Annotated in this window: 29 protein-coding genes, 1 tRNA gene and 1 riboswitch; of the genes, 11 read left to right on the top strand and 19 right to left on the bottom strand. The window is 73.0% G+C overall.

Going from position 1 to position 26,059, the window contains the following annotated elements; all coding sequences use genetic code 11:
- The first annotated feature begins 186 nt into the window (after positions 1-186).
- Positions 187-387 (top strand): hypothetical protein, encoded by a 201-nt coding sequence (locus ACWFNE_RS12375; RefSeq protein ID WP_452122712.1) that lies wholly within the window; start codon positions 187-189, stop codon positions 385-387.
- A gap of 19 nt (positions 388-406) precedes the next feature.
- Here the strand turns inward: ACWFNE_RS12375 and ACWFNE_RS12380 are convergent, their stop codons facing one another.
- The gene (locus tag ACWFNE_RS12380) at positions 407-1,777 is read right to left on the bottom strand and encodes an alpha/beta fold hydrolase (protein WP_452122713.1); all 1,371 of its coding nucleotides are present in this window, start codon (positions 1,775-1,777) and stop codon (positions 407-409) included.
- A 99-nt stretch (positions 1,778-1,876) separates the two neighbouring features.
- Between ACWFNE_RS12380 and ACWFNE_RS12385 the strand changes: the two genes are divergently transcribed.
- Entirely contained in the window at positions 1,877-2,839 is a 963-nt protein-coding gene (locus tag ACWFNE_RS12385) for a GlxA family transcriptional regulator (protein WP_452122714.1), read from the top strand.
- 136 nt (positions 2,840-2,975) lie between these two features.
- Here ACWFNE_RS12385 and ACWFNE_RS12390 read toward each other — a convergent pair whose 3' ends face one another.
- The gene (locus ACWFNE_RS12390; RefSeq protein ID WP_452122715.1) at positions 2,976-3,311 is read right to left on the bottom strand and encodes a hypothetical protein; all 336 of its coding nucleotides are present in this window, start codon (positions 3,309-3,311) and stop codon (positions 2,976-2,978) included.
- Between the two features lie 173 nt (positions 3,312-3,484).
- Complete coding sequence (locus ACWFNE_RS12395; protein WP_452122716.1) at positions 3,485-4,102, bottom strand: DUF305 domain-containing protein; 618 nt, start codon at positions 4,100-4,102, stop codon at positions 3,485-3,487.
- Between the two features lie 47 nt (positions 4,103-4,149).
- Between ACWFNE_RS12395 and ACWFNE_RS12400 the strand changes: the two genes are divergently transcribed.
- The 3 genes from ACWFNE_RS12400 to ACWFNE_RS12410 all read left to right on the top strand — a co-directional run bounded on the left by ACWFNE_RS12400 (position 4,150) and on the right by ACWFNE_RS12410 (position 6,260).
- Entirely contained in the window at positions 4,150-4,287 is a 138-nt protein-coding gene (locus tag ACWFNE_RS12400) for a hypothetical protein (RefSeq protein WP_452122717.1), read from the top strand.
- Positions 4,288-4,416: 129 nt separating this feature from the next.
- Entirely contained in the window at positions 4,417-5,142 is a 726-nt protein-coding gene (locus ACWFNE_RS12405) for a response regulator (RefSeq protein ID WP_452122718.1), read from the top strand.
- Positions 5,139-6,260 carry a sensor histidine kinase gene (locus tag ACWFNE_RS12410; protein WP_452122719.1) on the top strand — a complete coding sequence of 374 codons (1,122 nt, stop codon included), beginning with the start codon at positions 5,139-5,141 and terminating at the stop codon, positions 6,258-6,260. Before ACWFNE_RS12405 ends, ACWFNE_RS12410 begins: the two co-directional genes overlap by 4 nt.
- Positions 6,261-6,458: 198 nt before the next feature.
- On the opposite strand, the gene ACWFNE_RS12415 is transcribed toward ACWFNE_RS12410, so the two are convergent.
- From ACWFNE_RS12415 to ACWFNE_RS12435, 5 genes are all read right to left on the bottom strand, one after another.
- Positions 6,459-7,889 carry a 4Fe-4S binding protein gene (locus tag ACWFNE_RS12415; protein WP_452122720.1) on the bottom strand — a complete coding sequence of 477 codons (1,431 nt, stop codon included), beginning with the start codon at positions 7,887-7,889 and terminating at the stop codon, positions 6,459-6,461.
- Positions 7,890-7,909: 20 nt separating this feature from the next.
- Positions 7,910-8,446: a hypothetical protein gene (locus ACWFNE_RS12420; RefSeq protein ID WP_452122721.1), complete on the bottom strand. Its 537-nt coding sequence runs from the start codon at positions 8,444-8,446 to the stop codon at positions 7,910-7,912.
- 210 nt (positions 8,447-8,656) lie between these two features.
- On the bottom strand, positions 8,657-9,802 hold the full coding sequence (locus tag ACWFNE_RS12425) for a YVTN family beta-propeller repeat protein (RefSeq protein ID WP_452122722.1): 1,146 nt from the start codon (positions 9,800-9,802) through the stop codon (positions 8,657-8,659).
- Positions 9,803-9,928: 126 nt separating this feature from the next.
- The gene (locus ACWFNE_RS12430) at positions 9,929-10,837 is read right to left on the bottom strand and encodes a F510_1955 family glycosylhydrolase (RefSeq protein ID WP_452122723.1); all 909 of its coding nucleotides are present in this window, start codon (positions 10,835-10,837) and stop codon (positions 9,929-9,931) included.
- 173 nt (positions 10,838-11,010) lie between these two features.
- Entirely contained in the window at positions 11,011-13,254 is a 2,244-nt protein-coding gene (locus ACWFNE_RS12435) for a heavy metal translocating P-type ATPase (protein ID WP_452122724.1), read from the bottom strand.
- 214 nt (positions 13,255-13,468) lie between these two features.
- Positions 13,469-13,650: riboswitch (cyclic di-AMP (ydaO/yuaA leader) on the top strand.
- A 2-nt stretch (positions 13,651-13,652) separates the two neighbouring features.
- On the opposite strand from ACWFNE_RS12435, the gene ACWFNE_RS12440 reads away from it, so the two are divergent.
- From ACWFNE_RS12440 to ACWFNE_RS12455, 4 genes are all read left to right on the top strand, one after another.
- Positions 13,653-14,459: a C40 family peptidase gene (locus ACWFNE_RS12440; RefSeq protein WP_452122725.1), complete on the top strand. Its 807-nt coding sequence runs from the start codon at positions 13,653-13,655 to the stop codon at positions 14,457-14,459.
- Between the two features lie 15 nt (positions 14,460-14,474).
- Entirely contained in the window at positions 14,475-14,735 is a 261-nt protein-coding gene (locus ACWFNE_RS12445; protein WP_452122726.1) for a hypothetical protein, read from the top strand.
- 62 nt (positions 14,736-14,797) lie between these two features.
- The gene (locus tag ACWFNE_RS12450) at positions 14,798-15,172 is read left to right on the top strand and encodes an ArsR/SmtB family transcription factor (RefSeq protein ID WP_452122727.1); all 375 of its coding nucleotides are present in this window, start codon (positions 14,798-14,800) and stop codon (positions 15,170-15,172) included.
- On the top strand, positions 15,169-16,206 hold the full coding sequence (locus tag ACWFNE_RS12455; protein ID WP_452122728.1) for a cation diffusion facilitator family transporter: 1,038 nt from the start codon (positions 15,169-15,171) through the stop codon (positions 16,204-16,206). The genes ACWFNE_RS12450 and ACWFNE_RS12455 overlap by 4 nt, the downstream gene beginning before the upstream one ends.
- A 127-nt stretch (positions 16,207-16,333) precedes the next feature.
- Here the strand turns inward: ACWFNE_RS12455 and ACWFNE_RS12460 are convergent, their stop codons facing one another.
- From ACWFNE_RS12460 to ACWFNE_RS12475, 4 genes are all read right to left on the bottom strand, one after another.
- Positions 16,334-16,816, bottom strand: a complete 483-nt coding sequence (locus ACWFNE_RS12460) for an SRPBCC family protein (protein ID WP_452122729.1) — start codon at positions 16,814-16,816, stop codon at positions 16,334-16,336.
- Complete coding sequence (locus tag ACWFNE_RS12465; RefSeq protein WP_452122730.1) at positions 16,813-17,136, bottom strand: ArsR/SmtB family transcription factor; 324 nt, start codon at positions 17,134-17,136, stop codon at positions 16,813-16,815. Before ACWFNE_RS12465 ends, ACWFNE_RS12460 begins: the two co-directional genes overlap by 4 nt.
- A gap of 86 nt (positions 17,137-17,222) precedes the next feature.
- Complete coding sequence (locus ACWFNE_RS12470) at positions 17,223-17,732, bottom strand: DUF2269 domain-containing protein (protein WP_452122731.1); 510 nt, start codon at positions 17,730-17,732, stop codon at positions 17,223-17,225.
- 2 nt (positions 17,733-17,734) lie between these two features.
- Positions 17,735-17,953 (bottom strand): hypothetical protein, encoded by a 219-nt coding sequence (locus tag ACWFNE_RS12475; protein ID WP_452122732.1) that lies wholly within the window; start codon positions 17,951-17,953, stop codon positions 17,735-17,737.
- A gap of 79 nt (positions 17,954-18,032) precedes the next feature.
- On the opposite strand from ACWFNE_RS12475, the gene ACWFNE_RS12480 reads away from it, so the two are divergent.
- Together ACWFNE_RS12480 and ACWFNE_RS12485 are read left to right on the top strand one after the other, a co-directional pair.
- Positions 18,033-18,614, top strand: coding sequence for a TetR/AcrR family transcriptional regulator (locus ACWFNE_RS12480; RefSeq protein WP_452122733.1), 582 nt, complete (start codon positions 18,033-18,035; stop codon positions 18,612-18,614).
- A 121-nt stretch (positions 18,615-18,735) separates the two neighbouring features.
- Positions 18,736-19,230, top strand: a complete 495-nt coding sequence (locus ACWFNE_RS12485) for a zinc-binding dehydrogenase (protein WP_452122758.1) — start codon at positions 18,736-18,738, stop codon at positions 19,228-19,230.
- A 478-nt stretch (positions 19,231-19,708) separates the two neighbouring features.
- Here the strand turns inward: ACWFNE_RS12485 and ACWFNE_RS12490 are convergent.
- The 7 genes from ACWFNE_RS12490 to ACWFNE_RS12520 all read right to left on the bottom strand — a co-directional run.
- Positions 19,709-19,782: transfer RNA gene (locus ACWFNE_RS12490), tRNA-Pro, on the bottom strand.
- A gap of 53 nt (positions 19,783-19,835) precedes the next feature.
- On the bottom strand, positions 19,836-20,948 hold the full coding sequence (locus ACWFNE_RS12495; protein WP_452122734.1) for a hypothetical protein: 1,113 nt from the start codon (positions 20,946-20,948) through the stop codon (positions 19,836-19,838).
- Entirely contained in the window at positions 20,945-22,492 is a 1,548-nt protein-coding gene (der, locus tag ACWFNE_RS12500; protein WP_452122735.1) for a ribosome biogenesis GTPase Der, read from the bottom strand. The genes ACWFNE_RS12495 and der overlap by 4 nt, the downstream gene beginning before the upstream one ends.
- A gap of 34 nt (positions 22,493-22,526) precedes the next feature.
- Positions 22,527-23,240, bottom strand: coding sequence for a lysophospholipid acyltransferase family protein (locus ACWFNE_RS12505; RefSeq protein WP_452122736.1), 714 nt, complete (start codon positions 23,238-23,240; stop codon positions 22,527-22,529).
- The gene (gene cmk, locus ACWFNE_RS12510; protein ID WP_452122737.1) at positions 23,237-23,986 is read right to left on the bottom strand and encodes a (d)CMP kinase; all 750 of its coding nucleotides are present in this window, start codon (positions 23,984-23,986) and stop codon (positions 23,237-23,239) included. Before cmk ends, ACWFNE_RS12505 begins: the two co-directional genes overlap by 4 nt.
- Complete coding sequence (locus ACWFNE_RS12515; protein ID WP_452122738.1) at positions 23,968-25,083, bottom strand: prephenate dehydrogenase; 1,116 nt, start codon at positions 25,081-25,083, stop codon at positions 23,968-23,970. Before ACWFNE_RS12515 ends, cmk begins: the two co-directional genes overlap by 19 nt.
- A partial coding sequence (locus ACWFNE_RS12520) for a pseudouridine synthase (protein WP_452122739.1) occupies positions 25,080-26,059 on the bottom strand: 980 nt, incomplete at its 5' end. The genes ACWFNE_RS12520 and ACWFNE_RS12515, both read right to left, overlap by 4 nt.

Here is a 26,059-nt window from a genome sequence, read left to right on the forward strand (position 1 = left end):
AACCAGCCAGGTCACCGACGCGTCCTGATGAACGATGACGGGTGGACGTGCAGGTGCTGGTGCAGCGAGTGGTGATGGCGGGCACGAGCGCAGCGATGCGAGCTGCCGGCGAGCCGATCACGCCCACGTCCCTCGCGCGCGCTGCCGGCGTCGCGCGGTCGTGGGCCCACTCCCCAGCCCGAGCTCATGACCACGATCCGGGCCGCCGCGCCCAGCCCCGCGCCTCGGCAGGCCGCGGCGTGGGCGTCGGAGGAGTCGTGGCAGCATCGAGTGACCCTCGCCCACGCACGCATCCGGGAGCTCTCCGCCGAGAACACCCACCTGCGCCGCCAGCTCGCCGTCACCCACGGCGAGCTGCGCGCCGCGCGGACCGTCCGGAGCCTCTGACGCGACATCGCGCGCCGGATCACCTGTCCAGTGGCAGCGCGGTTCGGATCGAGGAGACGACCTCGAGGATCGCTCGTGTGGCGGCGGCTGCCCCTTCCTCGTCCGTGATCAGCTCCTGGTGGTTGACGCCCTCGATGACGCGGTGCTGGGTGTTCGTGGACAAATGGGCCAGGGCGTCCTGGTCCGCGAACCAGTCGGCGGAGCTTGCGCTGCCGGCGGTCAGGACGACCAGCGGCTTGTCGCCGAAGTCACGCAGAGCGGCCGCAGCTTCGGTGGACGAACTGGTCTGGGCGTACTCGTCGATCGTGCTGCGGAGATGGCTTGCGGTCGGCACGCCGACCAGGTGGCCCAGGCCGAGGCGGGCAGCGGTCGAGACCAGTGTCGCGGCCCGGCCCCCGAGGTCGTAGGAGGCCCTGTCCCGGGTGGGAGCTGCGGTCGAGCTCGCCGGTGATGCCGGTGCTGTGGAGTCCAGCAGCACCATTCCGGCGACGTCGTTGGGGTATCGGGCAGCGAAGGTGAGTGTGTAGAGGCCGCCGAAGGAGTGGCCCGCGAGCACAAAGGGCCCGGGGACGTCTCCGCGTCGCAGCAACGTGTGCAGGTCGGTCGCGATCTGGGTGGCGTCTTGCGGGGTGTCGCTAGGTTCGCTCCACCCGCGGCCCGCGCGGTCATAGACGCAGACCCGGGTGTCAGGGGCGATGGCCGGGGTGATCAGCCCGAGGTCCGAGGACTTGCCGCCCGCACCCGGGATGAGGACGACTGTGGGGCTGCCCGAGCCGGTGCAGTCCAGGTGCAGGCGGTGTCCGCCGACGTCGATCAGCTGACCAGGCATGGGGTTGGCCCTGGCCTCCACCGCTTCGCGGACGGTCTGGTAGCCGCCGCCGAGGGAGGCGAGAGCCAGCATCGCGAGCACGGGGTACAGGAGCCAGCGGCTGCTCGGCTGCCGACGGGCGCGGACGAGTGTCCCGACCACCAGCGCCAGCAGAGCGGCTGGCCACACCCACGTGAGGGCCTCGTGCACCGAGGACCCGAATCCCACGAGGAGCAGACCGCTCACTCCCATGAACAGAGCAAGGGCCCTGGCCCAGCGCTGCGGCTGATCGGTGAACCGCACCGAGGCCGCGGCCAACGTCGCCCAGCCCACCGCCCACCCGCACAGGACGGCGCCGGTAACCCCGGCCTCTGTCGGCGGGATGAAGGGGGCAGCGACCAGGAGCACGGCAGCGAGGAGTCCGGCGACCAACGAGCCAGCAGCGACCCAGCCGATGTGTCCCTTCGGCTCGGGGTCGACGCGGTCCGGGCTGAACTGCCGCCCGGTGCCGTGCGCGCTGGAGGAGGGATGACCTCCGCTGCTGGTGGGTGCGGGGAGAGGCGTTGTCCGGGTCTGGGTCATGTCTCCAGCGTGTGCCCGGCCGGCCCCGGTGGAAAGGACACGGTGTTGACGATGTCGGCCACCGCTACCGGGGTCTAGCGTGTCGCCAGGAGGCACGAGATGGCCGACCCGCGTGTGGTGATCGTCGCGTTCCCGTCTGCGCAGATCCTGGACGTGACAGGGCCGATGGAGGTGTTCTCCAGCGCGTCCCTGTTCCTGCCGGCCGTCAGCTACCGCACCGAGCTGGCCAGCGTTGCGGGGGGTCCGATCCAGGCGAGCTCCGGAATGCAGTTCGTGACATCAGCGCTCAGGGATGTCGACGGCGAGGTCGACACGCTCGTGGTCGCCGGCGGCCGTGGAATCGAGGAGTCCAGCGCGGACCCGGACCTGCTGGGCGAGGTGCGCCGGCTCGCAGCAACAGCCCGGCGCGTCACCTCCGTCTGCTCCGGTGCGTTCGTCCTGGCCGCCGCGGGCCTGCTCGACGGGCGCAGAGCCACGACCCACTGGGCATGGTGCGAGCGGCTGAAGAGCACCTACCCGACCGTGTCGGTCGAGCCGGACGCCATCTACGTCCACGACGGCCACATCTGGACCTCGGCCGGCGTGACCGCCGGGATCGACCTCGCGCTCGCGCTGGTCGCCGCCGACCACGGCCGGCAAGCCGCCGCGACCATCGCCCGGCGACTCGTGGTCTACCTGCGCCGCTCCGGCGGGCAAGCGCAGTTCTCCACCCTCCTCGCCGCCCAGGCAGGCGACAGCGAACCCGTCCGCGACCTGCTGGCCTGGCTCCCGGACCACCTCGGCAACGACCTGTCCGTGCCCGCGCTGGCCCGCCACGTCAACCTCTCGGAACGCCAGTTCAGCCGAGTGTTCAAGGCCGAGGTGGGCACCAGCCCCGCCGACCATGTCGAGGCCACCCGCCTGGACAGCGCCTGTCGTCTGCTCGAGACGACAAGCAGCCCGATCGAGCACATCGCGAAGATCTGCGGGTTCGGGACCCCCGAGACGATGAACCGCAGCTTCCGCCGCCGACTGAACACCACCCCCGGAGACCACCGCCGCCACTTCAGCTCGGTCGACTGACTCGCCGACGCCGCCAGAGTGCCAACACCCGGACGAGGCATCGGTGACCCCGCAGCACGCGTCGCTGGTGAAGCTGGAGACAGTGTCCAGGCAGGGCGGCGCGAACGCTCCATCCGAGAGGCCCGCCCGCCGCGTTCTACAGGTCGCGCCGGTCGTCGAGCTGGCGGCGGGCGATCTGGTGGGGCGCCAGCGCTGCCGGGGTCGCCGCGCAGCCGGGTCCCCCGCGCTCGAGCCACTGGGCGAGCTCGTCGGTCAGTGCCTCGCCGGCGAGCCGTTCGAACCAGACCGGTCGTCCGGCGCGGCGGCGCCCAGCGGGGCTCGGGCGGGCCACGACGACGTCGCCACGCTCACACTCGTCCAAGCACTCGGACAGGGTGAGGTCCGCGAGGCCACGGTCCCGCAACGCGCGCAGGCGGGCGAGCTGGCCGCCCTCGAGCGGGTCACCGGCGCCGAGGGTCTCGCCGCTGCACAAGCTGCAGACCGTCAGGCCGGGCCGGGATCGCCGCGCGGGTGCGGGGGCGGGGCTGTCGGACACCACGTGAACGCTACCTGCGCCCCGGGGTGATGCCCGCTGGCTCCGCATGGGGCAGCACGACATCGACCGGCCCCACGCTATGGGGGCCGGTCGGCGTCGTGGAGGCTGGGTCAACCTGCTCCAAGGAGGTTCTGCATCTCGGTGATCTCGGCGGTCTGGTCGTCGCGGATCTTGCCGGCGAGCTCGAGCGCGTCGGGGTTCTCACCTTCGGCGAGCTGCTGCTCGGCCATCGCCAGGGCGCCTTGGTGGTGGGCGGTCATCAGCTCGAGGAACCGCTGGTCGAACGCGGCCCCTTCCAAGCTGGCGAGCTCGGACATGGCCTGCTCCTGGTCCATACCGTCCATCTGCATGCCGCCGTGGTCCATCCCGCCACGGTCCATCGCGGTGGTCTCCTCGCCCCAGGCCTCGAGCCACCCGGTCATCTGCTCGATCTCGGGGTCCTGAGCCGCTTCGATCCGCTCGGCCAGGGCCTTGACCTCGGGGTTGGTGGCCTTCTCGACTGCCAGCTGCGCCATCTCGATGGCGCCCTGGTGGTGGGCGATCATCATCTGCGCGAACTCGGTGTCGGCCTCGTTGTGCGCAGCCGCGTCAGCGGTCTCGCTCGCGGTCGTCTCCTGGTCGGCCGGCTCGGTGGCCGCGGGATCGCTCTGACCGGAGCACGCGGCCAGTGTCGCGGCCAGGGTCAGCGCGGCCGCGGCAGCGGTGACGCGTCGTCGGGTGGGGCGCATGGGATCTCCCAGGGTGGTGGTGGGCCGGTCAGGCCGGCGTGCTGGTGGTGCAGCAGCTGTCCTGGCGGGTAGTGGGTGTCGCCGTGGTGGAGCAGCACGTCGTCGGCGCCTGCGCGGCGGGCGCCTCGACGGTGGGGGCCGTGGTGTCCTGGCAGCAGCTCATGGCGTTCTCCTCGGGGTGGTGACGGGGTGCCTGGGCGAGGCCGGCGGCACTCTCGAGCCTGACGGGTACGCCTGAACCCGTGATCGTCGTTCGATCAAGGTTTGATGAAGCCACCGATCGCACGCCGGGGCGTGGCCGAGCGCGGCACACAATGGGGCGCGTGAGCATCCCGGTGGGCCGGCGCGCGGTCGTGGTCGATGACGAGGAGCCCCTGGCGCGGCTGGTGGCCGGGTACCTGGAGCGGGACGGGTTCGAGGTGCACGTGTGCTTCGACGGCGCGCGTGCCCTGGAGGTGCTGCGCGAGGTCGACCCCGACGTGGTGGTCCTGGACCTGGGGCTGCCTGGGGTTGACGGGGTCGAGGTGTGCCGCCAGCTGCGCACCTTCTCCGACTGCTACGTGCTCATGCTCACCGCGCGGGCCGAGGAGGTCGACACCCTGATCGGGCTGTCGGTCGGTGCGGATGACTACATGACCAAGCCGTTCAGCCCACGCGAGCTCATGGCCCGGGTCGGTGTCCTGCTGCGCCGGCCCCGCAGCGCCGCGGTCCCGGCGGAGCCGCCACCGGCCGCCACGGTCACGACCGTCGGGTCGCTGACGTTGGACGCGGCGGCCCGGGAGGTCCACGTCGACGGGGAGCCGGTGGCGCTGACGCGCACGGAGTTCGACGTGCTGGCCGCGTTGGCCGCTCGGCCGGGGATGGTGTTCAGCCGGCCTGCGCTGATCGAGGCGGTGTGGGGCCCGGGCTGGGTCGGGGACGAGCACCTGGTCGACGTGCACGTGCTGCACGTGCGCCAGAAGCTCGGGGACAGCGCCGAGGCGCAGCGGTTCATCCGGACCGTGCGCGGTGTTGGGTACCGGATCGGGCCCGGGCAGTGAGCACCGCCGTGTGGGGTGGACCGTCGCGGTGGGGGCTGGCGGGGCGGCTGCTCGCCGGAATCGTGCTGGTCATGATGGTCGGGGCGATCACCGCGTGGGCGGTTGCGTGGCTGGTCGGTCCGGCTGTCTTCCACGAGCACATGCTCCAAGCCGGGCTCGGCGACCACGACGAGGCGGTCTTGCACGCCGAGCAGGCGTTCCGCTCCGCCAGCACCCTGGCCCTGGCGTTCGCCCTGGCAGGGGCGGGGGTCGCGTCGTTGGCGGTCTCGGTGGTGCTGACCCGCCGCATCGGGCGGTCCCTGGCGGCGTTGTCCTCCGCGGCATCGAGCCTCGGCGCGGGCCGCTATGACTCCCGGGTCTCGCCCCCCGGCATGGGCCGGGAGTTCGACGACCTCGCCGCGTCGTTCAACCGGATGGCCACCCGGCTGCAGGACGGGGAGCGTCTGCGTGGGCGCCTGCTCGCGGACGTCGCCCACGAGGTCCGCACCCCCGTCGCGACGATCTCCGCCTACCTCGAGGCGCTCGAGGACGGCCTGCAAGCCCTCGACCCGGCCACGGTCACCCTGCTGCGGGACCAGGCCACGCGCCTGACCCGCCTTTCCGAGGACCTGGCCGCCGTGACCCGGGCCGAGAGCGGGGACCTGGCTCTGGCCCTTCGCCCCACCGACCCCGGTGAGCTGATCACCGCTGCGCTCAGCGCGGCACGGGAGCGCGCCACCGCACGGGGAGTCGAGTTGACCCACGACGTCGCTGCCGGGCTGCCGGCGGTGGTGGTCGACCGGCTGCGCCTGGCGCAGGTGCTGGACAACCTCGTCACCAACGCGCTGCGGCACACCCCCGCCGGCGGAACGGTCACCCTCAGCGCCTCTCTGGCGCCAGCTGCGGGGGTGTGGATCAGCGTCACGGACACCGGCGAGGGGATCGCCGCGGAGCACCTGCCGCACGTCTTCGAGCGGTTCTACCGTGCCGACACCGCCCGCGACCGCGCCCGGGGCGGGTCAGGGATCGGGCTGGCTATCTGCCAGGCGCTCGTGCACGCCCACGGCGGTACCATCACCGCCACCAGCGCCGGTCCCGGAGCCGGGAGCACCTTCACCCTCACCCTGCCCGCGACCTGATCGCTCCCGCACCTCACGATGTGCGGGAGCGCGCGGGTGGCCGGGTGCGGGGGTCGAGGGGAACAGCCGCGTCACCGCCCACACCGCCATGGCCACCACCAGCACCACCAACGCCACTACGCCGACGACCCACGCACCCATCGCGCACCACCCTCCCCAGTCGTTTCCTCGTGTGCTCGCCGGTGACACGCCGGGGGGTCACATGCGGTGGGCCATGGGCAGCAGGAACATCCACACGTTGATCGCCCCGAGCAGGGCGATGATCGCGACGTACGGAGTGAGCGTCGCACGCCGGCGGGCGGCCGTGCGGTACCGGCGGTAGGCGATGCGCTTGGCGGTGTAGACGGACCCCGCGATGCCCAGGGCCAGGAGGGCGAACTGCAGCACCTGGATGGTGCCGGTGCTCACGAGTGCCGGGTCACCCGAGACGCCGGCGCCGAACAGGTTCGCGACCGTGTAGTAGACCGAGCCGCCCTCGGCGAGCAGGTGGAACAGGTTGTGCGCGAGGTGCCCGGCGACGTCGAGCGGGATGAGGGCGTACCCGAACCGCGCGAAGTTGAGCCGGGTGTCCTCGAGGTTCCGGCGAGCGGCGATCCGCGAGGCGAGGGCGAGCAGGCCGACGGGCACGGACACCGCGACGGCGAACGCCACAGTGAAGATCACGGCGTAGCTGGTGATCCCGGTGACGGCCTCGATGCGGGCGAGGAACCCGTCCCAGACCTCGAGCATCGTGATGTTCTGGATCAAGACGATGCCCATGATCGCCATCGCGAGCATCGACTGCTCGATCTTCGGTTTGGTGATGAACCACAGCTCGCTGGTCGGCTTGCGCAGCCGGACCTGAATCGCGTCGTTGGGGCAGGACTTGATGCAGTTCGCGCACAGGTTGCAGTTCGCCGAGTCCTCCATCGTGCGGGGGAACGTGAACAGCGGGCAGCCGGCGACCTTGTCGTTGCCGTTGTAGCAGACGGCCCGGGACTTGCAGGTCTTGCAGATCGCGCTGTCGGCGCGCAGCTCGACCATGCCGGTACGGGCGTAGTTGCCGGACAGCCCGCCGAGGAAGCACAGGTACCGGCAGAACGTGCGGCGCTGGAACAGTGCACCCGAGGCGATCACCGCGGTGGTGAGCAGCAAGAGCAGAACCCCGGACCCCCAGGGGGACTCCACGACGCCCCAGACGTGGTCGGCCCACGTGATGGCCAGGAACGAGGCGTCGATGATCCAGATGCCGTAGTTCTTCAGGAAGCTCGGCACGGGCCGGTTCACCCCGACGAGCTTCTGCACCGCGTCGGACAGCGCCCCGAAGGGGCACACCGCGCACCAGAACCGGCCGAGCAGCACGAACACGATCGGGATGACCGGCCACCACAGCACCCACATCAGCGCGGTGCCCGCATTGTCGTGCGCGCGGTCAGGGCCGGCGAGCAGCTGGTAGGCCACCAGCCCGAAGACCGCCGCGACCGGGATCTGGAAGATCTTGGGGTACCAGCCGGACCGCAACGACCGGGCGACCCACGGGATCGTCATCAGGTTCCGCCCGACCGGCGGAGGTGTCAGATCGGGGCCGGGCGTGACGTCGGGGTCGACCGTCACCTCGGGTGGCGGCGGGGGCGGGGTCAGTGTGGTCATCGTCGTGTCCTTCAGGGCGGTCAGGCGGTGGTCGGGGCGCCGGCTGGGCGGGGACGGTGGCGGGGCCGATTGCGGTTACGGCGGCGCAGCACCGAGGCGGCGATCAGCACCGCGGCGTTGACGCCCATGAACGTGGACAGCACCGCGGCCCGCGGCCGGGCAACGGGCGCTGCGCCGTCCTCGGCGTGCTCGCCGGTCGTCTCACCGTGACCGCCCGCGCCACCGGTGTCCGTCGGTGCCTCGTCGGAGCCACTGCCGGAGTCGTGGCCCTCCTCGTGCGCTGACCCCTCACCGCTGTCCGCGTGGTCCGTGCCGTTCTCGGGCTCCATGCCGGTCAGGGCCTGGCCGGGCGTCGCCGGGTCGAGCGTGGGCTCGTCTGCTGCCGGGGCGGCGCTCGGCTGTGTGGCGGCGTGGTCGTGCGACGTGGTCTCGTGCTCGGCAGTGTCCTGGCGCAAGGCGGCCGTGGCTGCCGGCGCGGGGAGCACGAGGGTGGATGCGCCGACCAGGGGCAGGGCGAGAGCCACGGCGACCGGCAGCCGGACCAGAGCGGGATGCATGGGGAGCTCCTGACGAAAGGTGTCTGTGTGCACTGTCGTCGCGGGCTTGCCCCGGCACATGGGACCTGTAGGCCCTCCGGGGTGACCTCCATCGAAACTTCATCGACGAGGCGCCCGACCGCGTACCGGTGCCCACCAAGACGGCGCGCAGCGACCGCACCCGTCGCCGGTGGCGGGCAGGGCGCTGGTCCTCTGCGCCGGCGGCTGGGGTCAGCCGTGGTGGTCGTCGGTGTGGGTGCCCGAGTCCTCGCTACCCGCTCCGGTGGAGTAGTCCGGGACGGTGAGGGCGGGGGCAGCGGCCGGGCGTGCGCCGGTGCGCGGGGTGAAGGAGATGCCGTTGGGCAGGTCACCGACCGGGATGGTCGCTGCGACGGTGTTCGTGGCGAGGTCCAGCACCGAGACGGTGTCGTCGTAGAGGTTGGTCACCCACGCCACCTCCCCGCTGGGGTCGACGACCACCCCGTGCGGACCTGACCCGGTCGTGATGGTCGCCCGCACGTCCATGGTCGCGACGTCGATGATCGTCACAGTGTCACCGGGCGCGTCGGGAGTGCCCTGGTCGGCCGACAGCAGGCTGGTCCCGTCCGGGGTCAGGAACAGCTGGACCGGCGGGGACGGCACCTCGAGCGTCGCGACGACCGCCTGGGCGGTCAGGTCGACCTGCGCGACCGCGCTGGTCCCGGCCAGGCTCACGTACGCGGTGCGCGCGTCGTTCGACACGGCGACCTGCACCGGGGACTCCCCGACCGGGATGGTCGCGGTGCGCGTGAGGGTGGCGGGGTCGACCACGTCGATGGTCCCGGCGGCCGTGCCCGCCACCACCAAGATGGTGCCGTCGCCGCTGGGCCGCTGGCCGTGCGGGCCGGCGCTGACGCCGAGGGTGCCGGTCGGGGCGAGGGTGGCGGCGTCGTAGCGGTCGAGGGAGTCCTCACCGGAGTTGGTCACGTAGACCGAGGACCCGTCGGGCGTGAGCACCACGTGGGCGGGGCTGGTCCCGGTGGCCGCGGTCCCGCGCAGCTCGTAGCTCTCGGCGTCCAGGGCGACGAGGGCGTTGTTGTGCCCGCTGACCGCCCAGACGGTGGACCCGTCCGGGCTGATCTGCACGTTGTGCGGGCTGGGGATCCCGGACACCGTGGTCAGCACCTCACCGGAGTCGGCATCGATCGCGGTCAGCGTCCCTTCGCCCTCGTTCGCGACCCACACCGTGCCGGTCACCCCAGTGGACACCGGCGCCTGGGTCGCGGTGGCGGCGTCGTCAGCGGCGGAGGGCTCCGAGCCGGTGCTGCACGCCGCGAGCAGCAGCGTGCCCGCGACGGCGACGGTGAGCAGGATCGGGCGGCGGGTCGGGGTCCACATGGGCAGGCTCCAGGCGTTCAAGGAAAGGTCTCGCCCTGACTCTTCGGCGCGAACCCCGCACGCCCGCTGGTCCTCACATGAAGATCCCATTGATTTTCCCGCGGCCGTCCTGATCACACCCCCCGATCAGGCTCCTGGCAGCGGGTCGAACCCGGCCGCGAGGTCGACCGACTCCAGGACCGTGTCCTGCGTCACGGCCACCACGCGCAGCGACCCGTCGGCCGCGCGGTGCGCCGCCACGGCCTGCGGCGGTCCCGGGAGAGTCGCGGCCGGCGCCCAGGTCGCGCCGGCGTCCTCGGAGAGCGTGACGTCCCCGTCCGGCGTCACCCCGACGACGGTCGAGGTGTCCGCCCAGTCCACGACCTGCAGCAGCGGGGCCTCCTCGAGCCGGTCCCAGCTCGCGCCGGCGTCGGTGGAACGGACCGGGCCCTCCTGGCTGGTGACCACGATCGTGCGCCCGTCAGGTGAGACGTCCATCGCGAACGGCGGCACCGGGACGTCGAGGTCACCCCACCTCACCCCGTCACTCGTGGCCTGCAGGGCCGCGCCGTCGAACGCCACGACCCCCGCGTCTGAGGCGGTCATGGCGTGGAAGTCCGACTCGCCCTCCCGCGACAGGGCGGTCCAGGTCTCGCCGGCGTCGGTGGACTCCATCAGCCCCACCGGGTTCGCCATGTCCGTCCCGGCCCCCGGATGACCCGAGGCGTAGAAGTGGTCCGGCCCGGCGACGGTGAAGCCCATCAGGTCGATCACCGGCCCCACCCGCTTCGGTCCCGTCTCGTCGTACCGGAACAGCCCTTCGTGCGTGGCCAGGTAGACCAGGTCGTCGGCCGGGTTGATCCCGACCCCGTGCGTGTGCGCCCCCGGCAGGCCGGCGCTGTCGGTCTCGTCCGCGTGGGCGTGCCCGTCGGAGGCGGTGGCCGCCTGGCCGGTCGGCGCGGTGGCCGGGCCGAGGTCCTGCGAGCACGCGGCGACCGCCACGGTCACGCCGAAGGCGATCACGGTCGCGGTGAGGCGCCGTCGAGCGCGGTTCATGAGATCTCCCAACGTCGAGGTGCCTCGCCCGGAACAGGCGTCCCAGGCGAGGCATCAGGCAACGAGCGTGCGGTGGGCACGCCCACCGGGCCAGCCTCGCCCGGGGGACGCCCGAGCGAGGCTGTCGTTGCATCAAGGTTCGATGAAGCCGCCCCGGCGCCCGGGGTGCCGGGTCAGCCGCGGCGGGCGAGCACTGCCTGCGCGCTGGCCTCGGGCCGCAGGTCCAGTCGGCGCAGGAGCTGGGCGTTGAGCGCCACCACGACGGTCGAGACGGACATCAGGATCGCCCCGATCGCCATCGGCATCACGAACCCGACCGGTGCGAGCACACCCGCCGCGAGGGGGACGGCGATGAGGTTGTACCCGGCGGCCCAGGACAGGTTCTGCTGCATCTTGCGGTAGGACGCGCGGGACAGCTCGATCACGGACAGCACCGAGCGGGGGTCGTCGCTGGCCAGGATCACCCCGGCCGAGGCGATCGCGACGTCGGTGCCGGCGCCGATCGCGATGCCGACGTCGGCCTGGGCGAGCGCCGGTGCGTCGTTCACCCCGTCCCCGACCATCGCCACGCGCCGGCCTTGGGCCTGCAGCTCGGCGACCTTCTCGCTCTTGTTCTCCGGGCGGACCCCGGCGAACACCTGGTCGACCCCGATCTCGGCGGCGACCGCGCGGGCGACCGGCTCGGCGTCGCCGGTGATCATCACCACGTGCACGCCGCGGGCGTGCAGGGCGTCGACCGCCTGGCGGGACTCGGGGCGGATCTCGTCGGCCAGGGCCAGCGCCCCGGCGACCTGCCCGTCGATGAGCACGTGCAGGACGATCGCGCCCTGCTCAGCCCACGCGTGCGTCTGGGCGAGCGGGTGGGCGTGGTGCTCGGCGAGCATCCGGGGCCCGCCGACGGCGACGTCGTGCCCGTCGACGGTGGCGCGGACCCCGACCGCGGTACTGGCCCGGAACTCACTCGCCCGCGCGACCCGCACGGAGCGGGCGGTGGCGGCCGCGATGATGGCACGGGCGAGCGGGTGCTCACTGTCGGCCTCCGCGCCCGCGGCCAGGGCGAGGACCTCGTCCTCGGTGCGGGTGCCCTCGACGGCGATGTGGGTCACGGCGGGCTCGCCCTTGGTCAGGGTGCCGGTCTTGTCGAACAGGACGGTGTCCACGGTGCGCATCTGCTCCAAGGCCATCCGGTCCTTCACGAGCACCCCGCCGCGGGCGGCGCGTTCGGTCGCGATGGAGACCACCAGCGGGATCGCCAGGCCCAGGGCGTGGGGGCAGGCGATCACCAGGACGGTGATGACGCGGATCCACGCGGTCTCCGGGGTGCCCCACGTCAGCCACGCGGCCAGCGTCAGGGCGGCGGAGCCGAGCGCGAACCAGAACAGCCACCCGGCGGCGGTGTCGGCCAGGCGCTGGGCGCGGGTAGAGGAGGACTGGGCCTGCTCGACGAGGCGGCGGATGCCGGCCAGAGCGGTGTCGTCCCCGACGGCGTCGATGCGGACTCGGATCGCGGAGTCCGTGGCGACGGTCCCGGCCACGACGTGGTCGCCCGCGGCGCGCCGGACCGGGCGGGATTCCCCGGTAATCATCGACTCGTCGACGTCTGCGGACCCGTCGACCACGACGCCGTCGGCGGGCACCCGTCCGCCGGGGCGCACGATCACCACGTCCCCGAGACGCAGGTCGGCGGGGGCGACGACCGTGACGGTGCCGGCGTCGACGCGCTCGGCCTCGTCGGGCAGCAGCGCGGCCAGGGAGTCCAGCGCGGAAGACGTCTGTGCCAGGGAGCGCATCTCGACCCAGTGCCCGAGCAGCATGATGACCACCAGCAGCGCCAGCTCCCACCAGAAGTCGAGCTCGTGGGACAGCACCCCCAGGCTCGAGCCCCAGGACGCGACGAACGCGACCGTGATGGCCATGCCGATGAGCAGCATCATCGCGGGCTTGCGTGCCCGCAGCTCGCTGACCGCCCCCACCAGGAAGGGGCGCCCGCCGACGACGTAGATGATCGTGCCGAGCACCGGGGAGACCCACGCGATCGCGGGTGCGTCGGGCAGGGGGTACCCCAGGAGCGCCGCGAACATCCCGCTGGCCAGCACCGTCGGGACCGCCAGCACGAGCGTCAACCAGAACAGCCGCCGGAACTGCCCGACGTGGTCCCCGTGCCCGCCTTGGCCGCCGTGCCCGTGCTGGTGCCCACCCGCGGGCGCCGCCCCCGCATGGTCATGATGGTGGTCGGCGTGGGCGGTGTCGGTGTGGCTGTGCGCGCCGTGGTCGGGGTGATGCTCGGCGTGCACCGGGTGGTGCTCGCCGTGAGCCGCCGGCTGCGGGTCTGCGGTGACCGTCACCGGCGTGCCGTGGTGGCCGTGGTGCTCGGCACCTGGCGGGGTGGTGTGGTGCTCGGGATGCGACGTGCTCATGATCCGGCCCTCCTCGGCGACCTGCCCGTAACGGATACCCCTGGGGGGTATACCAGCGCACAACGTGTCCCAGTGCGTGGGCATTCCCGGTAGTCCAAGAAGTCGTGATGAGCAGAGCGTCCGCGGCGCTGGCGACCCGCCGGCGTGACCTTGCCGTGACATCCCCGCGAAGCGGCACCTAGGATCGACCCGCCCCACCCTCCTGGGGCAGCCCGAGGTGGATCGCCGAGTCCTGCCACCACCCGCGGTCAGTTCCAGTCCTGCTGGCAGGAGCGGGGGACCCACATCGTGGGCATCCGTGCGGTGTCCTTGGGGTGAAGCCGGTCGAACCTGACCGGCCGGGCGTTCTCCAGCCCGAACCCGACAGCTCACCTCGTAGGCGTCTGGAGAGGTTCACCATGCCTTCGAGCGCCACCCGCGGCCGTCGCCGCTCACCGGGTCGCCCCACGACCTCTCTCGACGACCTCGCCACCGCGACCAGCGCGGGCCTGGCCACCGCGGGCCGCCGCTCGGCCGTCGCCGCAGCCGGGTCCGGGTTGCTCCTGTCGATGGTGGCCGTGCCCGCCTCGGCGCACGGGTCCGGCACGCACGCCGCCAGCGTCGCCGGCGTCAACACCGCCGCGCTGACCGCCTCCGCGCACGCGCTGGTGCACACCTCCCCGGTCGTGGCCGCCGCCCCTGACGCCGTCTGGGGCTTCGAGGCCCCCACGCTGACCGCGGTCGCCCCGCCGCCCGTCGTCGAGGCCGAGCCCGAGCCCGCGCCGGCAGCTGCGTCGCGCAGCGCGGCCCGCGCCGCGGCAGCCGAGCCCGCCACGCAGGAGGCGCCCGCGGCCGAGGCGGAGCCGATCGGTGCCGCGGCGCCCGCGTCGGCGAACGGCAACGCGATCGTCGAGATCGCGGCCCGCTACGTCGGTGTGCCGTACCTGTCCGGGGGAAGCACCCCCGAGGGGTTCGACTGCTCGGGGTTCACGTCCTACGTGTACGCCCAGGTCGGCATCACCCTCCCGCGCACGTCCTCCGCCCAGCGCGGCGCCGGCACGGTCGTCTCCCGGGCCGAGGCCCAGCCGGGCGACCTCATCTGGTCCCCGGGGCACATCTCGATCTACGCCGGCGACAACATGCAGGTCGACGCCCCCCGCCCGGGCAAGACCATCCAGATCCGCGAGATCTGGCAGACCAACCCCACCTTCATCCGCGTCAGCTGAACCGCAGGCGGCCGGGTGGACATCGACGCACCGCACCAGGTCATCCTCACCGGGCGTGAGCTCATGCTGCTGCGCGCCGGGCTCAAGGCGTACCTGACATCTTTCGACGCCCACCGCGCCCTCGACGGTGGTGCCACGCACCCCGAAGCCCAGTGGCGCGAGGTGCAGCGCACCATCGGTGAGCTCATCTGGCGGCTCGAGGAAGCCGGCGTCGAACCCGGGACCAGGCTCCAGCACAGCGCCGAGGCCGTCGACCCGACAGCACGCGACGCCTAGCCCGCCCAGGTGCGGCGACCGAGCGTGCTTCAGCGCGACGGCGGCAGAGTTAATATCTGCGCATGATCGAAGATACGAATAGATGCGGTCGCTTGCCGGACAGCTCCTTCGTCGAGCTCGCTGTCGAGGTGTTCGCGATGCTGGCGGACGCCACGCGGGTGCGGATCATCCTCGCCCTGCGGGACACGGGCGAGGTGAGCGTGAACCACCTCGCAGAGGTCGTGGGCAAGTCGCCCTCGACGGTCTCCCAGCACCTGGCCAAGCTCCGGCTGGCGCGCATCGTCTCTACGCGCCACGACGGGACCAAGGTGTTCTATCGGCTCGAGAACGAGCACGCTCGCCAGCTCGTCACCGACGCGATCTTCCAGGCCGAGCACGCTCTCGGCGGCACGCCGCGGCACCACCACCAGGACATGCTCGAAGCAGACGCGTCATGAGCGCGCGGGCGCACGTGCACGACCACGACGTCGCGCACGACCACTCTCCGGGCCACAGCCATGAGCACGACCACGAGCACGACCATGGGCATGGCCACGGCGGCGGGTTGCGCGGGTTCCTTCGGGAGCTGTTCATGCCGCACACCCACGACGCCGCCGACTCGGTCGACGACGCCCTGACGGCCTCCCGGGAGGGCGTGCGGGCGTTGAAGATCAGCCTGTTCGTGCTGCTCGGCACCACGGTCGCGCAGTTCGTCGTCGTCCTGTTCACCGCATCCGTTGCCCTGCTGGCGGACACGATCCACAACTTCTCCGACGCCCTGACTGCGGTGCCGCTGTGGGTGGCGTTCGTGCTGGCACGCCGACCCGCGTCGCGCATGTTCACCTACGGCTACGGGCGCGCCGAAGACCTCGCCGGCCTGTTCATCCTCGTGGTCGTTGCTCTCTCAGCGGTCGTGGCCGCGTGGCAGTCCGTCGACCGGCTCCTCGACCCGCGCCCGTTGGAGAACCTCGGCCTGCTTGCGGCCGCCGGCGTCATCGGCTTCGCCGGCAACGAAGCGGTGGCGATCTACCGCATCCGCGTGGGGCGACGCATCGGCTCGGCCGCCCTGGTGGCTGACGGCGTGCACGCTCGCACCGACGGCTTCACCTCCCTGGCGGTGGTGCTCGGCGCCCTGGGCGTCTGGCTCGGCTTCCCGGTCGCCGACCCGATCATCGGCATCCTGATCGCGGCCGCGATCCTCGTGCTGCTGTGGGGCACCGCCAAGAGCATCGGCGGCCGACTGATGGACGGCATCGACCCCGCCCTCTTGCACCGAGCCGAGCATGCCCTGGAGGCAACTCCCGGGGTCGCCGGCATCGACCGGCTGCAGGTGCGCTGGATCGGCCACCGCGTCGTGGGCGACGCCGTCATCACGGTCAACGTCACCACGCTCGCCGACGCTGACGCGATCGCCACCGCCGCGCATGCCGAGCTTGTCGAGCACCTGCCCGGCGTCGAGCAGTTCACCGTGCGTCCCGTCCCCGCCCGCTGACATCACCGCTGAGCCGATCCCGCAGGTCGGCTGGTGCGCCGAACGTCGATACGGATGGCCTCCGAGCCGGGGATCACCCCAAGGGGCCCGCCCTGACGAGCTAGGTTCCCGTCTGCTTGCTCGACGATCAGCGCGGTGCGGCGAGCAGGGCGGCGTAGCGGTCGAGGTACAGCGGCCATCCTTCGTCGTGCGCGACGCCGTCACGGACCGACTCCCAGCCGGGTCCGTGCCGGTCGAGATGGCGGTGCTCCAGCTCCACCCGCGTGCGCTGGGGTGTCTCGGCGACGAACCGGACCTCGACCTCGCTGGTGTTGTCCGGGTCGGTCTCGATGCTCCACCGGGGACTGATGTCCCAGCTGAACACCACCCGGTCCGGGGGGTCGTAGGCGAGCACGCGCGCCCAGCGGCACTCGGTGCCGTCGACGCCGCGGTCATAGATGTGACCGCCGACCTTCGGCTCGAACACGGTCTCGGCGATCGCCGCGTCGAGCAGGTTGTGCTCGGGCGGCTTGAAGTCGCCGAACCGCTCGGTGAACACGGCGAAGGCGCGCTCGAGCGGCGCGTCCACGACGATCTGCCGGCGCACCACCACATCGACTGCCTGGGTCATGAGTCCTCCTCGATCGGGTGTTCGACGGCGTCCTGGTACCCGGTCAGGGCGCGGCTCCAGAACGTGTCCAGCTGATCTCGCAAGGCGGCGACGCCTGCGGGGTTGAGTCGATAGACCCGGCGCGTCCCGGCGGTGCGGTCGGTGACCAGGCCGGCGTCCTTGAGCACCTTCAGGTGCTGAGACACCGCTGGCCGGCTGATCGGCAGCTCGTGGGCCAGCTCGCCGACCGCCCACGGGCGTTCCGCCAGACGCGCGACGATGGCCCGCCGGGTCGGGTCGCCCAAGGCGTCCCATCCGTCATCCACTCGGTAAGTGACCACGAACGGTAAGTTACGACGCACGCCTGCGAACGTCAAGAGACAACGCAGGGCGCTCCCCGGGGCTAACAAGCCTGACCCGCCAGGGATCAGGCGGCCCGCGCGCCCTGCTGAAGCCGCCACCCGCGGGCGGTCAGGCCCTTGGGCTTGAACACCGACAAGACCGTGGCGCCAAGCAGCACCAGCAGCGCGAGCACCACGTGCACCAACGGCGAGACCGAGCGCAGCGCGTCGAGGTCGCCGGTCGAGGTGTCGGTCGCAACCTCGGCCAGCGTGGCGAGGGTCTCGGTGTAGAGGACCAGCACGAACGTGGCCACCACGGTGAGCACCAGCTTGGTCACCACCCAGTAGTGCCGCGCCAGCCCCCACACCGTGCCCAGCGACTGCACCAGCCCCGTCGCCAGTGCGGCGAGCGCCAGCGGCACGAGCACCGTCCACGCCAGCGCATCCATCGCGACGTACATCGCGCGCACCGTCGCGTCCTCCCGTGCGGTGATCGCCACCACGGACATCCCCAAGAACGTCAGCACCGCCCCGGTCCACCCGACCGAGGACGTGATGTGCAGGCACAGCGCCCCCTTGCGCAGCCCCGGCGACATGCTCACCGTCGCGCACCCAGCGTGGTGGTCGGACCCGCCTCGGCTCCGGCCGCCCCGTGGCGCTGCGGACCGTGCTCGCCGCCGGCCAGCAGGGCGATCACCACCAGCGCAACCATCACGGCGCCGAGCACGGCCAGGACCTTCACCCACCGCGGCGCGCGCGGGCGCTCCGGCCGAGCGTGGTCAGCTGACGGGGAGGGCCGGTCCGGCGTGGTGTCCATGAGAGCTCCTGGGTCGGGTTTTATGGAACACAGTGTCACAGCGCCGACGACGTGTCACTGGGGTGGGTACGGTAGGGGCATGCCGCTGCTCTGGCGCGACTCAGTCGACGCTCACCGCCACGCCGTGCGGGAGTCCGTCCTCGACGCCGCGGGCGCCATCTACACAGAGACCGGCCCGACCGGCCTGACGATGTCTGCGGTCGCCGAGCGGGCCGGGATCGGCAGGGGGACGCTCTACCGGTACTTCCCGGACACCCGTGAGCTCCTGCTCGCCTGGCACGAACGCCAGGTGCGCACCCACCTGGGCCAACTGCGCCACGTCCGCGCCGGCACCTCCGATCCCGACGATGCGCTGCGCGCCGTGCTCGAGGCTTTCGCGAGCGTGACTAGAAGTCATGGCAACGAGGAGTCAGCGGTGGGACTGCACTCTGGGGAGCACATCGCCGAGGCCCAGCACGAGCTGCACGCGCTCCTTCGTGACCTGCTCGCCGAAGAGACCCGCCGCGGTCGAGTTCGCGCCGACATCGACGTCGACCTGCTGGTCACCTTCTGCATCCATGCACTCGGCGCAGCGCACGAGATCTCGTCACCCGGCGCCCCTGGAGCGTTCACCGACCTGGTCATGGACGCGCTCCGGCCGCCGGGTGACGCCCGCAGCTAGAGACTTCGCCCGCCTGACGCCCACTCCTGCAGGAAGCGCCTCGTGCGCCTAAGACACACCCCTCGCGTGCGCGCTGCACGGCCTCGAGCGCGTCCCCGACTCGCGCGACCAGGAACTCGTCATCTTCGGCGCCGGCTCGATCGGCCTCATGGCGATCATCCTCTGCCGCGCCGAGGGAGCCTCCGACGTTCGCGTCGTCGAGCCCGACCCGGCACGACGCGCAGCCGCCCTCGAGCTCGGCGCCGTCGAAGCGGTCGCCTTCGCCGACGAGCTCAGCCGATCCGAGTTCGACCTCGCGCTCGACGCCAGCGGGCACCCGGCCGCCATCGCCCAGGCGATCGCTACGCTCGGACAGCGCGGCCGGCTCATCCAGATGGGAGTCGCCTCCCCCACCGCCGCTATCTCGCTGAGCCCGTACGACGTCTTCGCCAAGGAGCTGAGCATCATCGGGTCGAACTCCCTGGCCGAGAAGTACCTCGAGTCCGCCGAGCGCATGGTCGACCTGCAAGCCGGCCTGACCAGCCTCATCACCGCCACGTACAAGCTCGAGGACTACAACGAGGCCCTCAAGGCCGCGACCAGCCAGGACCACATCAAGATCCAGGTCGTGGCCTGACTGGTCGCCCGGGTCAGAAGAGGACACCGGGGCGCTGAACACCGTCGGGGCCGCATGCGACACGCCAGGCCCCCGAAATCCGGCGCATGGGTATTCAGCGGCCATGCATCCCAGCGGCGCCCCGGCACGCCTCACCCGCGACCGGTCGTGTAGCAACGCATGTAGCAACCCGCCCGTGTTCGGCCCTGTCCGCGACGGGCCGCCAGCGTCCTCGCAAGCCTGTGACCGGGACGAAAGTGACGCAGCCGGTCCCGCCCGGGCACCCTTCCGATTACTGACACGGAAGAGGTCCGAATCCGTGACCGGCACGCGCGGTGGTCCCCACCACGATGACGAGCCGTCCGGGGTCCGCTCGTCCGGGTGCGCCTGGGCTCATCCGGGCACGTCCAGTGACGACTTAGGCTCTAACTTAGGCTCTATCGCACAGAAGAGGCCCGTCCCGACGTCCGGGACGAGCCTCTGACCTGCTGAAACACTGTCGGGCTGACAGGATTTGAACCTGCGACCCCTTGACCCCCAGTCAAGTGCGCTACCAAGCTGCGCCACAGCCCGCTGGCCCGCGAACGGGCCTCGGAAAGAATACCGCACCCCGGCCCGGGTGCCGGTCACCCGGCGCCCGCGGTCCCCTTCGCGCCGGCGTCCGGGGCCGTCGCCGCGGCCCGGGCGAGCCGCCGCTCCGCGATCACGTCGAGCTCCGCAGCGACGACGCCGAGCAGGAACAGGTCGCCGAGCAGCCCGACCGTCGCCGCCCACTCGTCGATCCGGAACAGGAAGATCTGCGTCACGAGCAGGCTGAGCAGGACGGCCCGCCGGAACCAGCGGTAGCCCTCCTCGCGGTCGCGCCGCACGAGCGCGAGCCCTCGCGATGCGCACAGCACCGACGCCAGGCCGCTCACGAGCATCCCGGTGACGACCCAGCCCGGCACGTCGGCTCCCGCGGACCAGGCGTAGATCCCGCGCCCGACGGTCGCCGCTCCCGTCAGCGTGAGCGCCCCCACGGTGAGCCACGGGACCCAGCGCGCCCGCACGAGGTGACGGGTGCCCTGGACGATCCAGTGCGCGACCGTCCCGATGACGTCGGGCAGCTCCTCGGCGTCGTCGGACACCCGGTCGAGCAGCGCGCCGACCTCCGCCGCGGCGGGGACGTCACCCGCGTCGGCGACGAGCCCGCGCGCGTGGCGGCGGGCCCGCGGGCTGAAGCCACCGGCGACGCCGGCGACGGCGTGGTCCACGGCACCCGCGAGCGCCTCCGAGGAGTGCCGGGGGGAGCGTCGGTGCATCGCCTCGACGAGCAGCACGAGCCCGACGACGACCACGTAGATCAGGGCCGCCGTCGGCTCGTAGAAGTAGTCGTTGTCGGACGTGACGAACTTGCCGATCTCGTCGACGAACAGCCCGAAGCCCACGCCACCGAGGAGCGCGACGACGGGGCGCACGACCGGTCCCGCGTAGGAGAGCGAGAGCACGATCGCGACCGCGAGCAGCAGCCCGCCCCACAGCACGTGCGCCACGTGCAGCCCGCCGCCGCCGAGCTGCGGGTAGCCGCTGACCGCGAGCAGCGCCCGCGTGAGCAGCACCGTGGTGACCGTCGCGACGAGGAAGCCCGCGAGGTGCTTGGTCGCGGACGGGTCCCGCGGGAGCCCGAGGCGCAGGAGCAGGTGCCGGTCCTGCACGCCGTGCCCCGCGCCGGGCCCGGCGCCGCGCGGCGCCCCGCTCACCGCTTGCGCTTCTCCCGCACCCGGACGGAGATCGAGATCGGCGTGCCCTCGAAGCCGAACGTCTCGCGCAGGCGGCGCTCGATGTAGCGGCGGTAGCCGGCCTCGAGGAAGCCGGTCGCGAAGATCACGAACCGCGGGGGCCGGGTGCTGGCCTGCGTGGCGAACAGGATGCGCGGCTGCTTGCCTCCGCGCAGCGGGTGGGGGTGGGCGGCGACGAGCTCACCGAGGAACGCGTTGAGCTTGCCCGTGGGGATGCGGGTGTCCCACGACGCGAGCGAGCGCTCGAGCGCGGGCACGAGCCGGTCCGTGTGCCAGCCCGTCTTCGCGGAGAAGTTCACGCGCGGCGCCCACTGCACCTGCACGAGGTCCTGCTCGATCTCCCGCTCGAGGAACGGGCGGCGGTCCTCGTCCATGAGGTCCCACTTGTTGTACGCGACGACGAGCGCCCGGCCCGCCTCGATGACCTGCGAGATCACGCGCGTGTCCTGCTCGGTGATCTTGACGCTCGCGTCGACGAGGACGACCGCGACCTCGGCCTTCTCGATCGCCGCCTGCGTGCGCAGCGAGGCGTAGAAGTCGGCGCCGGACGTCTGGTGGACGCGCCGGCGGATGCCCGCGGTGTCGACGAACACCCACGGCCGACCCTTGAGCTCCACGACCTCGTCGACGGGGTCGCGAGTGGTCCCGGCGACGGAGTCGACGACGACGCGCTCCTCGCCGAGCACCTTGTTCAGCAGCGAGGACTTGCCGACGTTGGGGCGCCCGACGAGCGCGACCCGGCGGGGACCGCCTTCGGGGATCGCGGCGCCGTGCTTCGAGACGGTGGGCAGCGCGTCCATCGCGGCGTCGAGCAGGTCCCCCGTGCCCCGCCCGTGGAGCGCGGACACGGGGTGCGGCTCGCCGAGCCCGAGGCTCCAGAGCTCGGTCGCGTCGGCCTCGACGCGCGGCCCGTCGACCTTGTTGGCGCACAGCACCACGGGCTTTCCGGCCTTCCGGAGCAGGCGCACGACGCGTTCGTCGGTCGCCGTCGGGCCGACGGTCGCGTCGACCACGAAGAGCACGGCGTCGGCGAGCGAGATCGCGATCTCGGCCTGCTCGGCCACGCGCGCCTCGATGCCGGCGACGTCGACCTCCCAGCCGCCCGTGTCGACGAGGGTGAACCGGCGCCCGGCCCACTCGGCGGGGTAGCTCACGCGGTCGCGCGTCACGCCGGGCTTGTCCTCGACGACGGCCTCACGGCGGCCGAGGATGCGGTTGACGAGCGTCGACTTGCCGACGTTCGGCCGGCCGACGACCGCGAGGACGGGCAGCGGCGCGGAGGGCCCGGCGCCGTCCTCGTCGAGCCCGTCGCCCGACAGCAGCGCGAGGTCCTCGTCCTCGAGCTCGTACTCGGCGAGGCCGACGCGCAGGGCCTCCTCGCGCTGGGCGTCGGTCAGCTCGGTCTCGGCCGCGGCAGGTGCGGCGGGTGCGTCGGTTCCCGGGACCGCGGGCGCGGCCGGCGCGGTCTCGTCGGGCAGGCCCGTGGTCGGGTCGGTCTGGCTCATGGGCCCCATCCTCCCCCGCGCACCGCTCGCGGGACTAATGCGGCGCGGGTGGACGGCGCGGCGCCTCGGGGTCGTCGGTGGGCAGCGGCAGCCCGGTGCGCGCCGCGGCGGCCGTCACGTGCGCGGCGAGGCCGGTCCGGATCGCCTCCTGCGCGGCGGCGAGCGCCTCCCGCCGGGACGCGCCCGGTGCCGCGGCCAGGTCGAGCGGTGCACCGTACTCGACCGCGAGCCGGCGCCGGGGCGCGGGCAGGTGCCGCACGGACTCACCGGTGCGCCGGGTGCCGAGCACAGCGACCGGCAGCACCGTCGCCCCCGAGTTCACCGCGAGCCACGCGATGCCGGCCCGCGTGCTCGTGACGTCCCCGCGCCCGCGGTTGCCCTCGGGGAACACACCGACGACGCCGCCGTCCTTGAGCACCGCGAGCGCGGTCGTGAGCGCCGGGCGCCCGTTCGCGCGGTCGACCGGGATCTGCCGGCACCAGCGCAGCACGACGCCGACCGGTCCGCGGAACATCTCGTGCTTGACGAGCAGGTTCACCGACCGCGGCACCACGCCGAACAGGACCGGCCCGTCGAGCACGCCGAGGTGGTTCGCCGCGAGCAGCACGGGCCCCTCGGCCGGTACGTGCTCCGTGCCGCTCACGCGCGTGTCCCACACGACGTGCGCGAGGAGGCGCCCGATCCACTGCCCGCGCGCGTGCCCGGGGGCCGCGCCTCCCGCGACCGGGCGGACCCCCGCCGCGCTCATGCCCGGACGCCGGTCGCGCGGGCGACGACCTCCAGCACGGCGCGCACGGTCTGCTCGAGGTCGAGGTCCGAGGAGTCGACCGTGACGACGCCGTCGGCGGCGGTGTGGAACGTCGAGACCGTCGCGTCGTCGGCGTCGCGGCGCAGGACCTGGTCCCGCGTCGCCTCCACCGAGGCGGCGTCGTCGGACCCGTGCACGTCCCGGGCGCGGCGCGCGAGCCGCGCCTCCTCGCTCGCGGTGAGCAGGAGGCGCACGTCGGCGTCGGGCGCGATCACGGTCGTGATGTCGCGGCCCTCGGCGACCACGCCGCGGCCCTGCGAGAACGACCCCGGCGTGCTCTCCGCGGCGATCGCCTCGCGCTGGAGGCGCCCGAGCTCGGCCCGCACGTCGAGGTTGGTCGCGACCGCGCTGACCGCCGCCGAGATGCGCGTCTCGCGGATCGCGGCCGCGACGTCGTGCTCGCCGACGTGCACCGTCGGGGCGTCCGGGTCGACGCCCACGGCGAGCCGCAGGTCGCGCACCGTCGCGGCGACCGCCGCCGTGTCGTCGAGCGGCACGCCGGTCTCGAGGCACCACCACGTCGCCGCCCGGTACATCGCCCCCGTGTCGAGGAACGCGAGCCCGAGCCGGCGGGCCACCTCGCGCGAGACGCTCGACTTCCCGGACCCCGAGGGCCCGTCGACCGCCACGACCACCGTGCGCCCGCGCGTCGCGGGCACCTGCGTGCTCAACTCACCAACCTCCATCCGCGGGCCGTCAGCTCCGCCTCCAGGTGTTCCGAGCGACCCGGGAGGACCGAGATCGCCGCCATGCCGACCGGGCGGCCCGCCGAGTGCTCGAGCTGCAGGTCCTCGAGGTTGACCCCCGCGTGCCCGACGTCCGTGAGCAGCCGCGCGAGCTCGCCCGGGCTGTCGGGCACGAGGACCGTCACGACCTCGTACGTGCGCTGCGCGCCACCGTGCTTGCCCGGCACGCGCGCGACCCCGGTGTTGCCGTCGCTGATGGTCTGCGCGACGGTCGCGAGCGCCCCGAGCTCGATCTCGTCCCAGGTCGCCGCCGCGTCGATCTGGTCGAGCGCGTCGATCACGGTGTCGAGGTCCCCGCGCAGCGCCCGCAGCACGTCCCGCACCGCGCCGGCGTTGCCCGCGAGGATCGACGTCCACAGCGCGGGGTCGCTCGCGGCCAGGCGGGTCACGTCGCGCAGCCCCTGCCCCGCCAGGCCGAGCGCCTCGGGCGGCGTGGTGCGCAGACGCGCGGCGACGAGGCTCGCGGCGACCTGCGGGACGTGCGAGACGACCGCCACGGCGGCGTCGTGCGCGGCCGCGTCCATCGCGACCGGGACGGCGCCGAGGTCGACCGCGAGCGCGCGCACCGCCAGCACCGCCTCGGGCGTCGACTCCCCCGAACCGACGACGACCCACGGCCGGCCGACGAACAGGTCGGGCACCGCGGCCGACGGGCCCGAGCGCTCGCGACCCGCCATCGGGTGCGAGCCGACGAACCGGGTGAGGTCCGCGCCCCACGCCCGGAGCTCGTCGAGGACGACGCCCTTGACGCTCGCGACGTCGGTCACGACCGCGCCGGGGTGCGCCGCGAGCTCGTCGCGCACGACCTGGGCCGTCACGTCCGGCGGCGCCGCGACGACGACGAGCGCAGGCGGCTCGTCGTCGGGATGCGCCGGGCGCCCGGCGCCGACGTCCCGGGCGAGCGCGAGCGCGGTGCGCGACGGGTCGTGCAGCACCACGTCGACGCCGCGCGTCGCGAGCCCCAGGCCGACGGACGCACCGAGCAGCCCGGTGCCGACCACGCGCACCGGGCCGCGCGTGGCGACCGCTGAGCTCACATCCCCACCTGCGTCATGAGCGAGCCGAGCTCCTCCTTGCCGAGCACGCGCGTCTTGCCGGGGCGCAGGTCGCCGAGCTTGATCGGGCCGACCTGGGTCCGCACGAGCCGCGTGACCGGGTGGCCGACCTCCTCGAACATGCGCCGCACGATGCGGTTGCGGCCCTCGTGCAGCACGACCTCGATGAGGGCGACCTGCGGGGTCGAGTCGACGATCCGGTACCGGTCGACCTTCGCGAGCCCGTCCTCGAGCTCGACGCCGTGCAGCATCTTGTTCGCGACGTTGCCCGCCACATGGCCCTCGACGTGCGCGAGGTAGGTCTTGGCGACCTCGTGCGACGGGTGCGACAGGCGGTTGGCGAGCTCGCCGTCGTTGGTCAGGAGCAGCAGGCCCTCGGTCTCGGCGTCGAGCCGGCCGACGTGGAAGAGCCGCTCCTCGCGGTGCGCGACGAGCTCGGCGAGCGACGGGCGCCCCTCCGGGTCGTGCATCGTCGAGACCACGCCGAGGGGCTTGTTCAGCGCGATCGTGATGAGCGAGGTGTCGAGCTGGATGCGCAGCCCGTCGAGGTGGATCACCGCGGTCTTCGGGTCGACGCGCACCCCGAGCTCGCGCACGAGCACGCCGTCGACCGTCACGCGACCGTCGGCGATCAGGTCCTCGCACGCGCGCCGCGAGCCCAGGCCCGCGGTCGCGAGCACCTTCTGCAGGCGTACGCCCTCGGGGTCGTGCACGTCGCGCAGCGGCTCCGCCGCGGGGGCCGGCCGGGTGCGACGCGCCGGCTGCGCGCCGCGCGGGGGTGCGGTGCGGGAGCCGCGCTGCGGGACGCCCCGACCGGAGCCGGTGCGGGGACCGCCCGTGCGCTCACCGCCGCGCGGTGCACCCGCGCGCTCGCCGCCCGCGCGCGAGGAGCTCCCGCGCTCGTCTCCCCGCTCCCCCGCGCGCTCGCCGCCACGACCTGCGCCGCCCTGCCCGTCGC

The sequence above is a fragment of the Cellulomonas sp. NPDC055163 genome, from assembly GCF_053607065.1.

Coding starts and splice junctions, on each gene's coding strand:
- ACWFNE_RS12375 (WP_452122712.1), top strand. CDS start 187: ATGACCACGATCCGGGCCGCCGCGCCCAGCCCCGCGCCTCGGCAGGCC.
- ACWFNE_RS12435 (WP_452122724.1), bottom strand. CDS start 13,254: ATGAGCACGTCGCATCCCGAGCACCACACCACCCCGCCAGGTGCCGAG.
- ACWFNE_RS12455 (WP_452122728.1), top strand. CDS start 15,169: ATGAGCGCGCGGGCGCACGTGCACGACCACGACGTCGCGCACGACCAC.
- ACWFNE_RS12475 (WP_452122732.1), bottom strand. CDS start 17,953: ATGGACACCACGCCGGACCGGCCCTCCCCGTCAGCTGACCACGCTCGG.
- der (WP_452122735.1), bottom strand. CDS start 22,492: ATGAGCCAGACCGACCCGACCACGGGCCTGCCCGACGAGACCGCGCCG.
- ACWFNE_RS12405 (WP_452122718.1), top strand. CDS start 4,417: ATGGGGCGCGTGAGCATCCCGGTGGGCCGGCGCGCGGTCGTGGTCGAT.
- ACWFNE_RS12430 (WP_452122723.1), bottom strand. CDS start 10,837: ATGAACCGCGCTCGACGGCGCCTCACCGCGACCGTGATCGCCTTCGGC.
- ACWFNE_RS12415 (WP_452122720.1), bottom strand. CDS start 7,889: ATGACCACACTGACCCCGCCCCCGCCGCCACCCGAGGTGACGGTCGAC.
- cmk (WP_452122737.1), bottom strand. CDS start 23,986: ATGGAGGTTGGTGAGTTGAGCACGCAGGTGCCCGCGACGCGCGGGCGC.
- ACWFNE_RS12480 (WP_452122733.1), top strand. CDS start 18,033: ATGCCGCTGCTCTGGCGCGACTCAGTCGACGCTCACCGCCACGCCGTG.
- ACWFNE_RS12450 (WP_452122727.1), top strand. CDS start 14,798: ATGATCGAAGATACGAATAGATGCGGTCGCTTGCCGGACAGCTCCTTC.
- ACWFNE_RS12385 (WP_452122714.1), top strand. CDS start 1,877: ATGGCCGACCCGCGTGTGGTGATCGTCGCGTTCCCGTCTGCGCAGATC.
- ACWFNE_RS12425 (WP_452122722.1), bottom strand. CDS start 9,802: ATGTGGACCCCGACCCGCCGCCCGATCCTGCTCACCGTCGCCGTCGCG.
- ACWFNE_RS12420 (WP_452122721.1), bottom strand. CDS start 8,446: ATGCATCCCGCTCTGGTCCGGCTGCCGGTCGCCGTGGCTCTCGCCCTG.
- ACWFNE_RS12395 (WP_452122716.1), bottom strand. CDS start 4,102: ATGCGCCCCACCCGACGACGCGTCACCGCTGCCGCGGCCGCGCTGACC.
- ACWFNE_RS12460 (WP_452122729.1), bottom strand. CDS start 16,816: ATGACCCAGGCAGTCGATGTGGTGGTGCGCCGGCAGATCGTCGTGGAC.
- ACWFNE_RS12380 (WP_452122713.1), bottom strand. CDS start 1,777: ATGACCCAGACCCGGACAACGCCTCTCCCCGCACCCACCAGCAGCGGA.
- ACWFNE_RS12505 (WP_452122736.1), bottom strand. CDS start 23,240: ATGAGCGCGGCGGGGGTCCGCCCGGTCGCGGGAGGCGCGGCCCCCGGG.
- ACWFNE_RS12440 (WP_452122725.1), top strand. CDS start 13,653: ATGCCTTCGAGCGCCACCCGCGGCCGTCGCCGCTCACCGGGTCGCCCC.
- ACWFNE_RS12470 (WP_452122731.1), bottom strand. CDS start 17,732: ATGTCGCCGGGGCTGCGCAAGGGGGCGCTGTGCCTGCACATCACGTCC.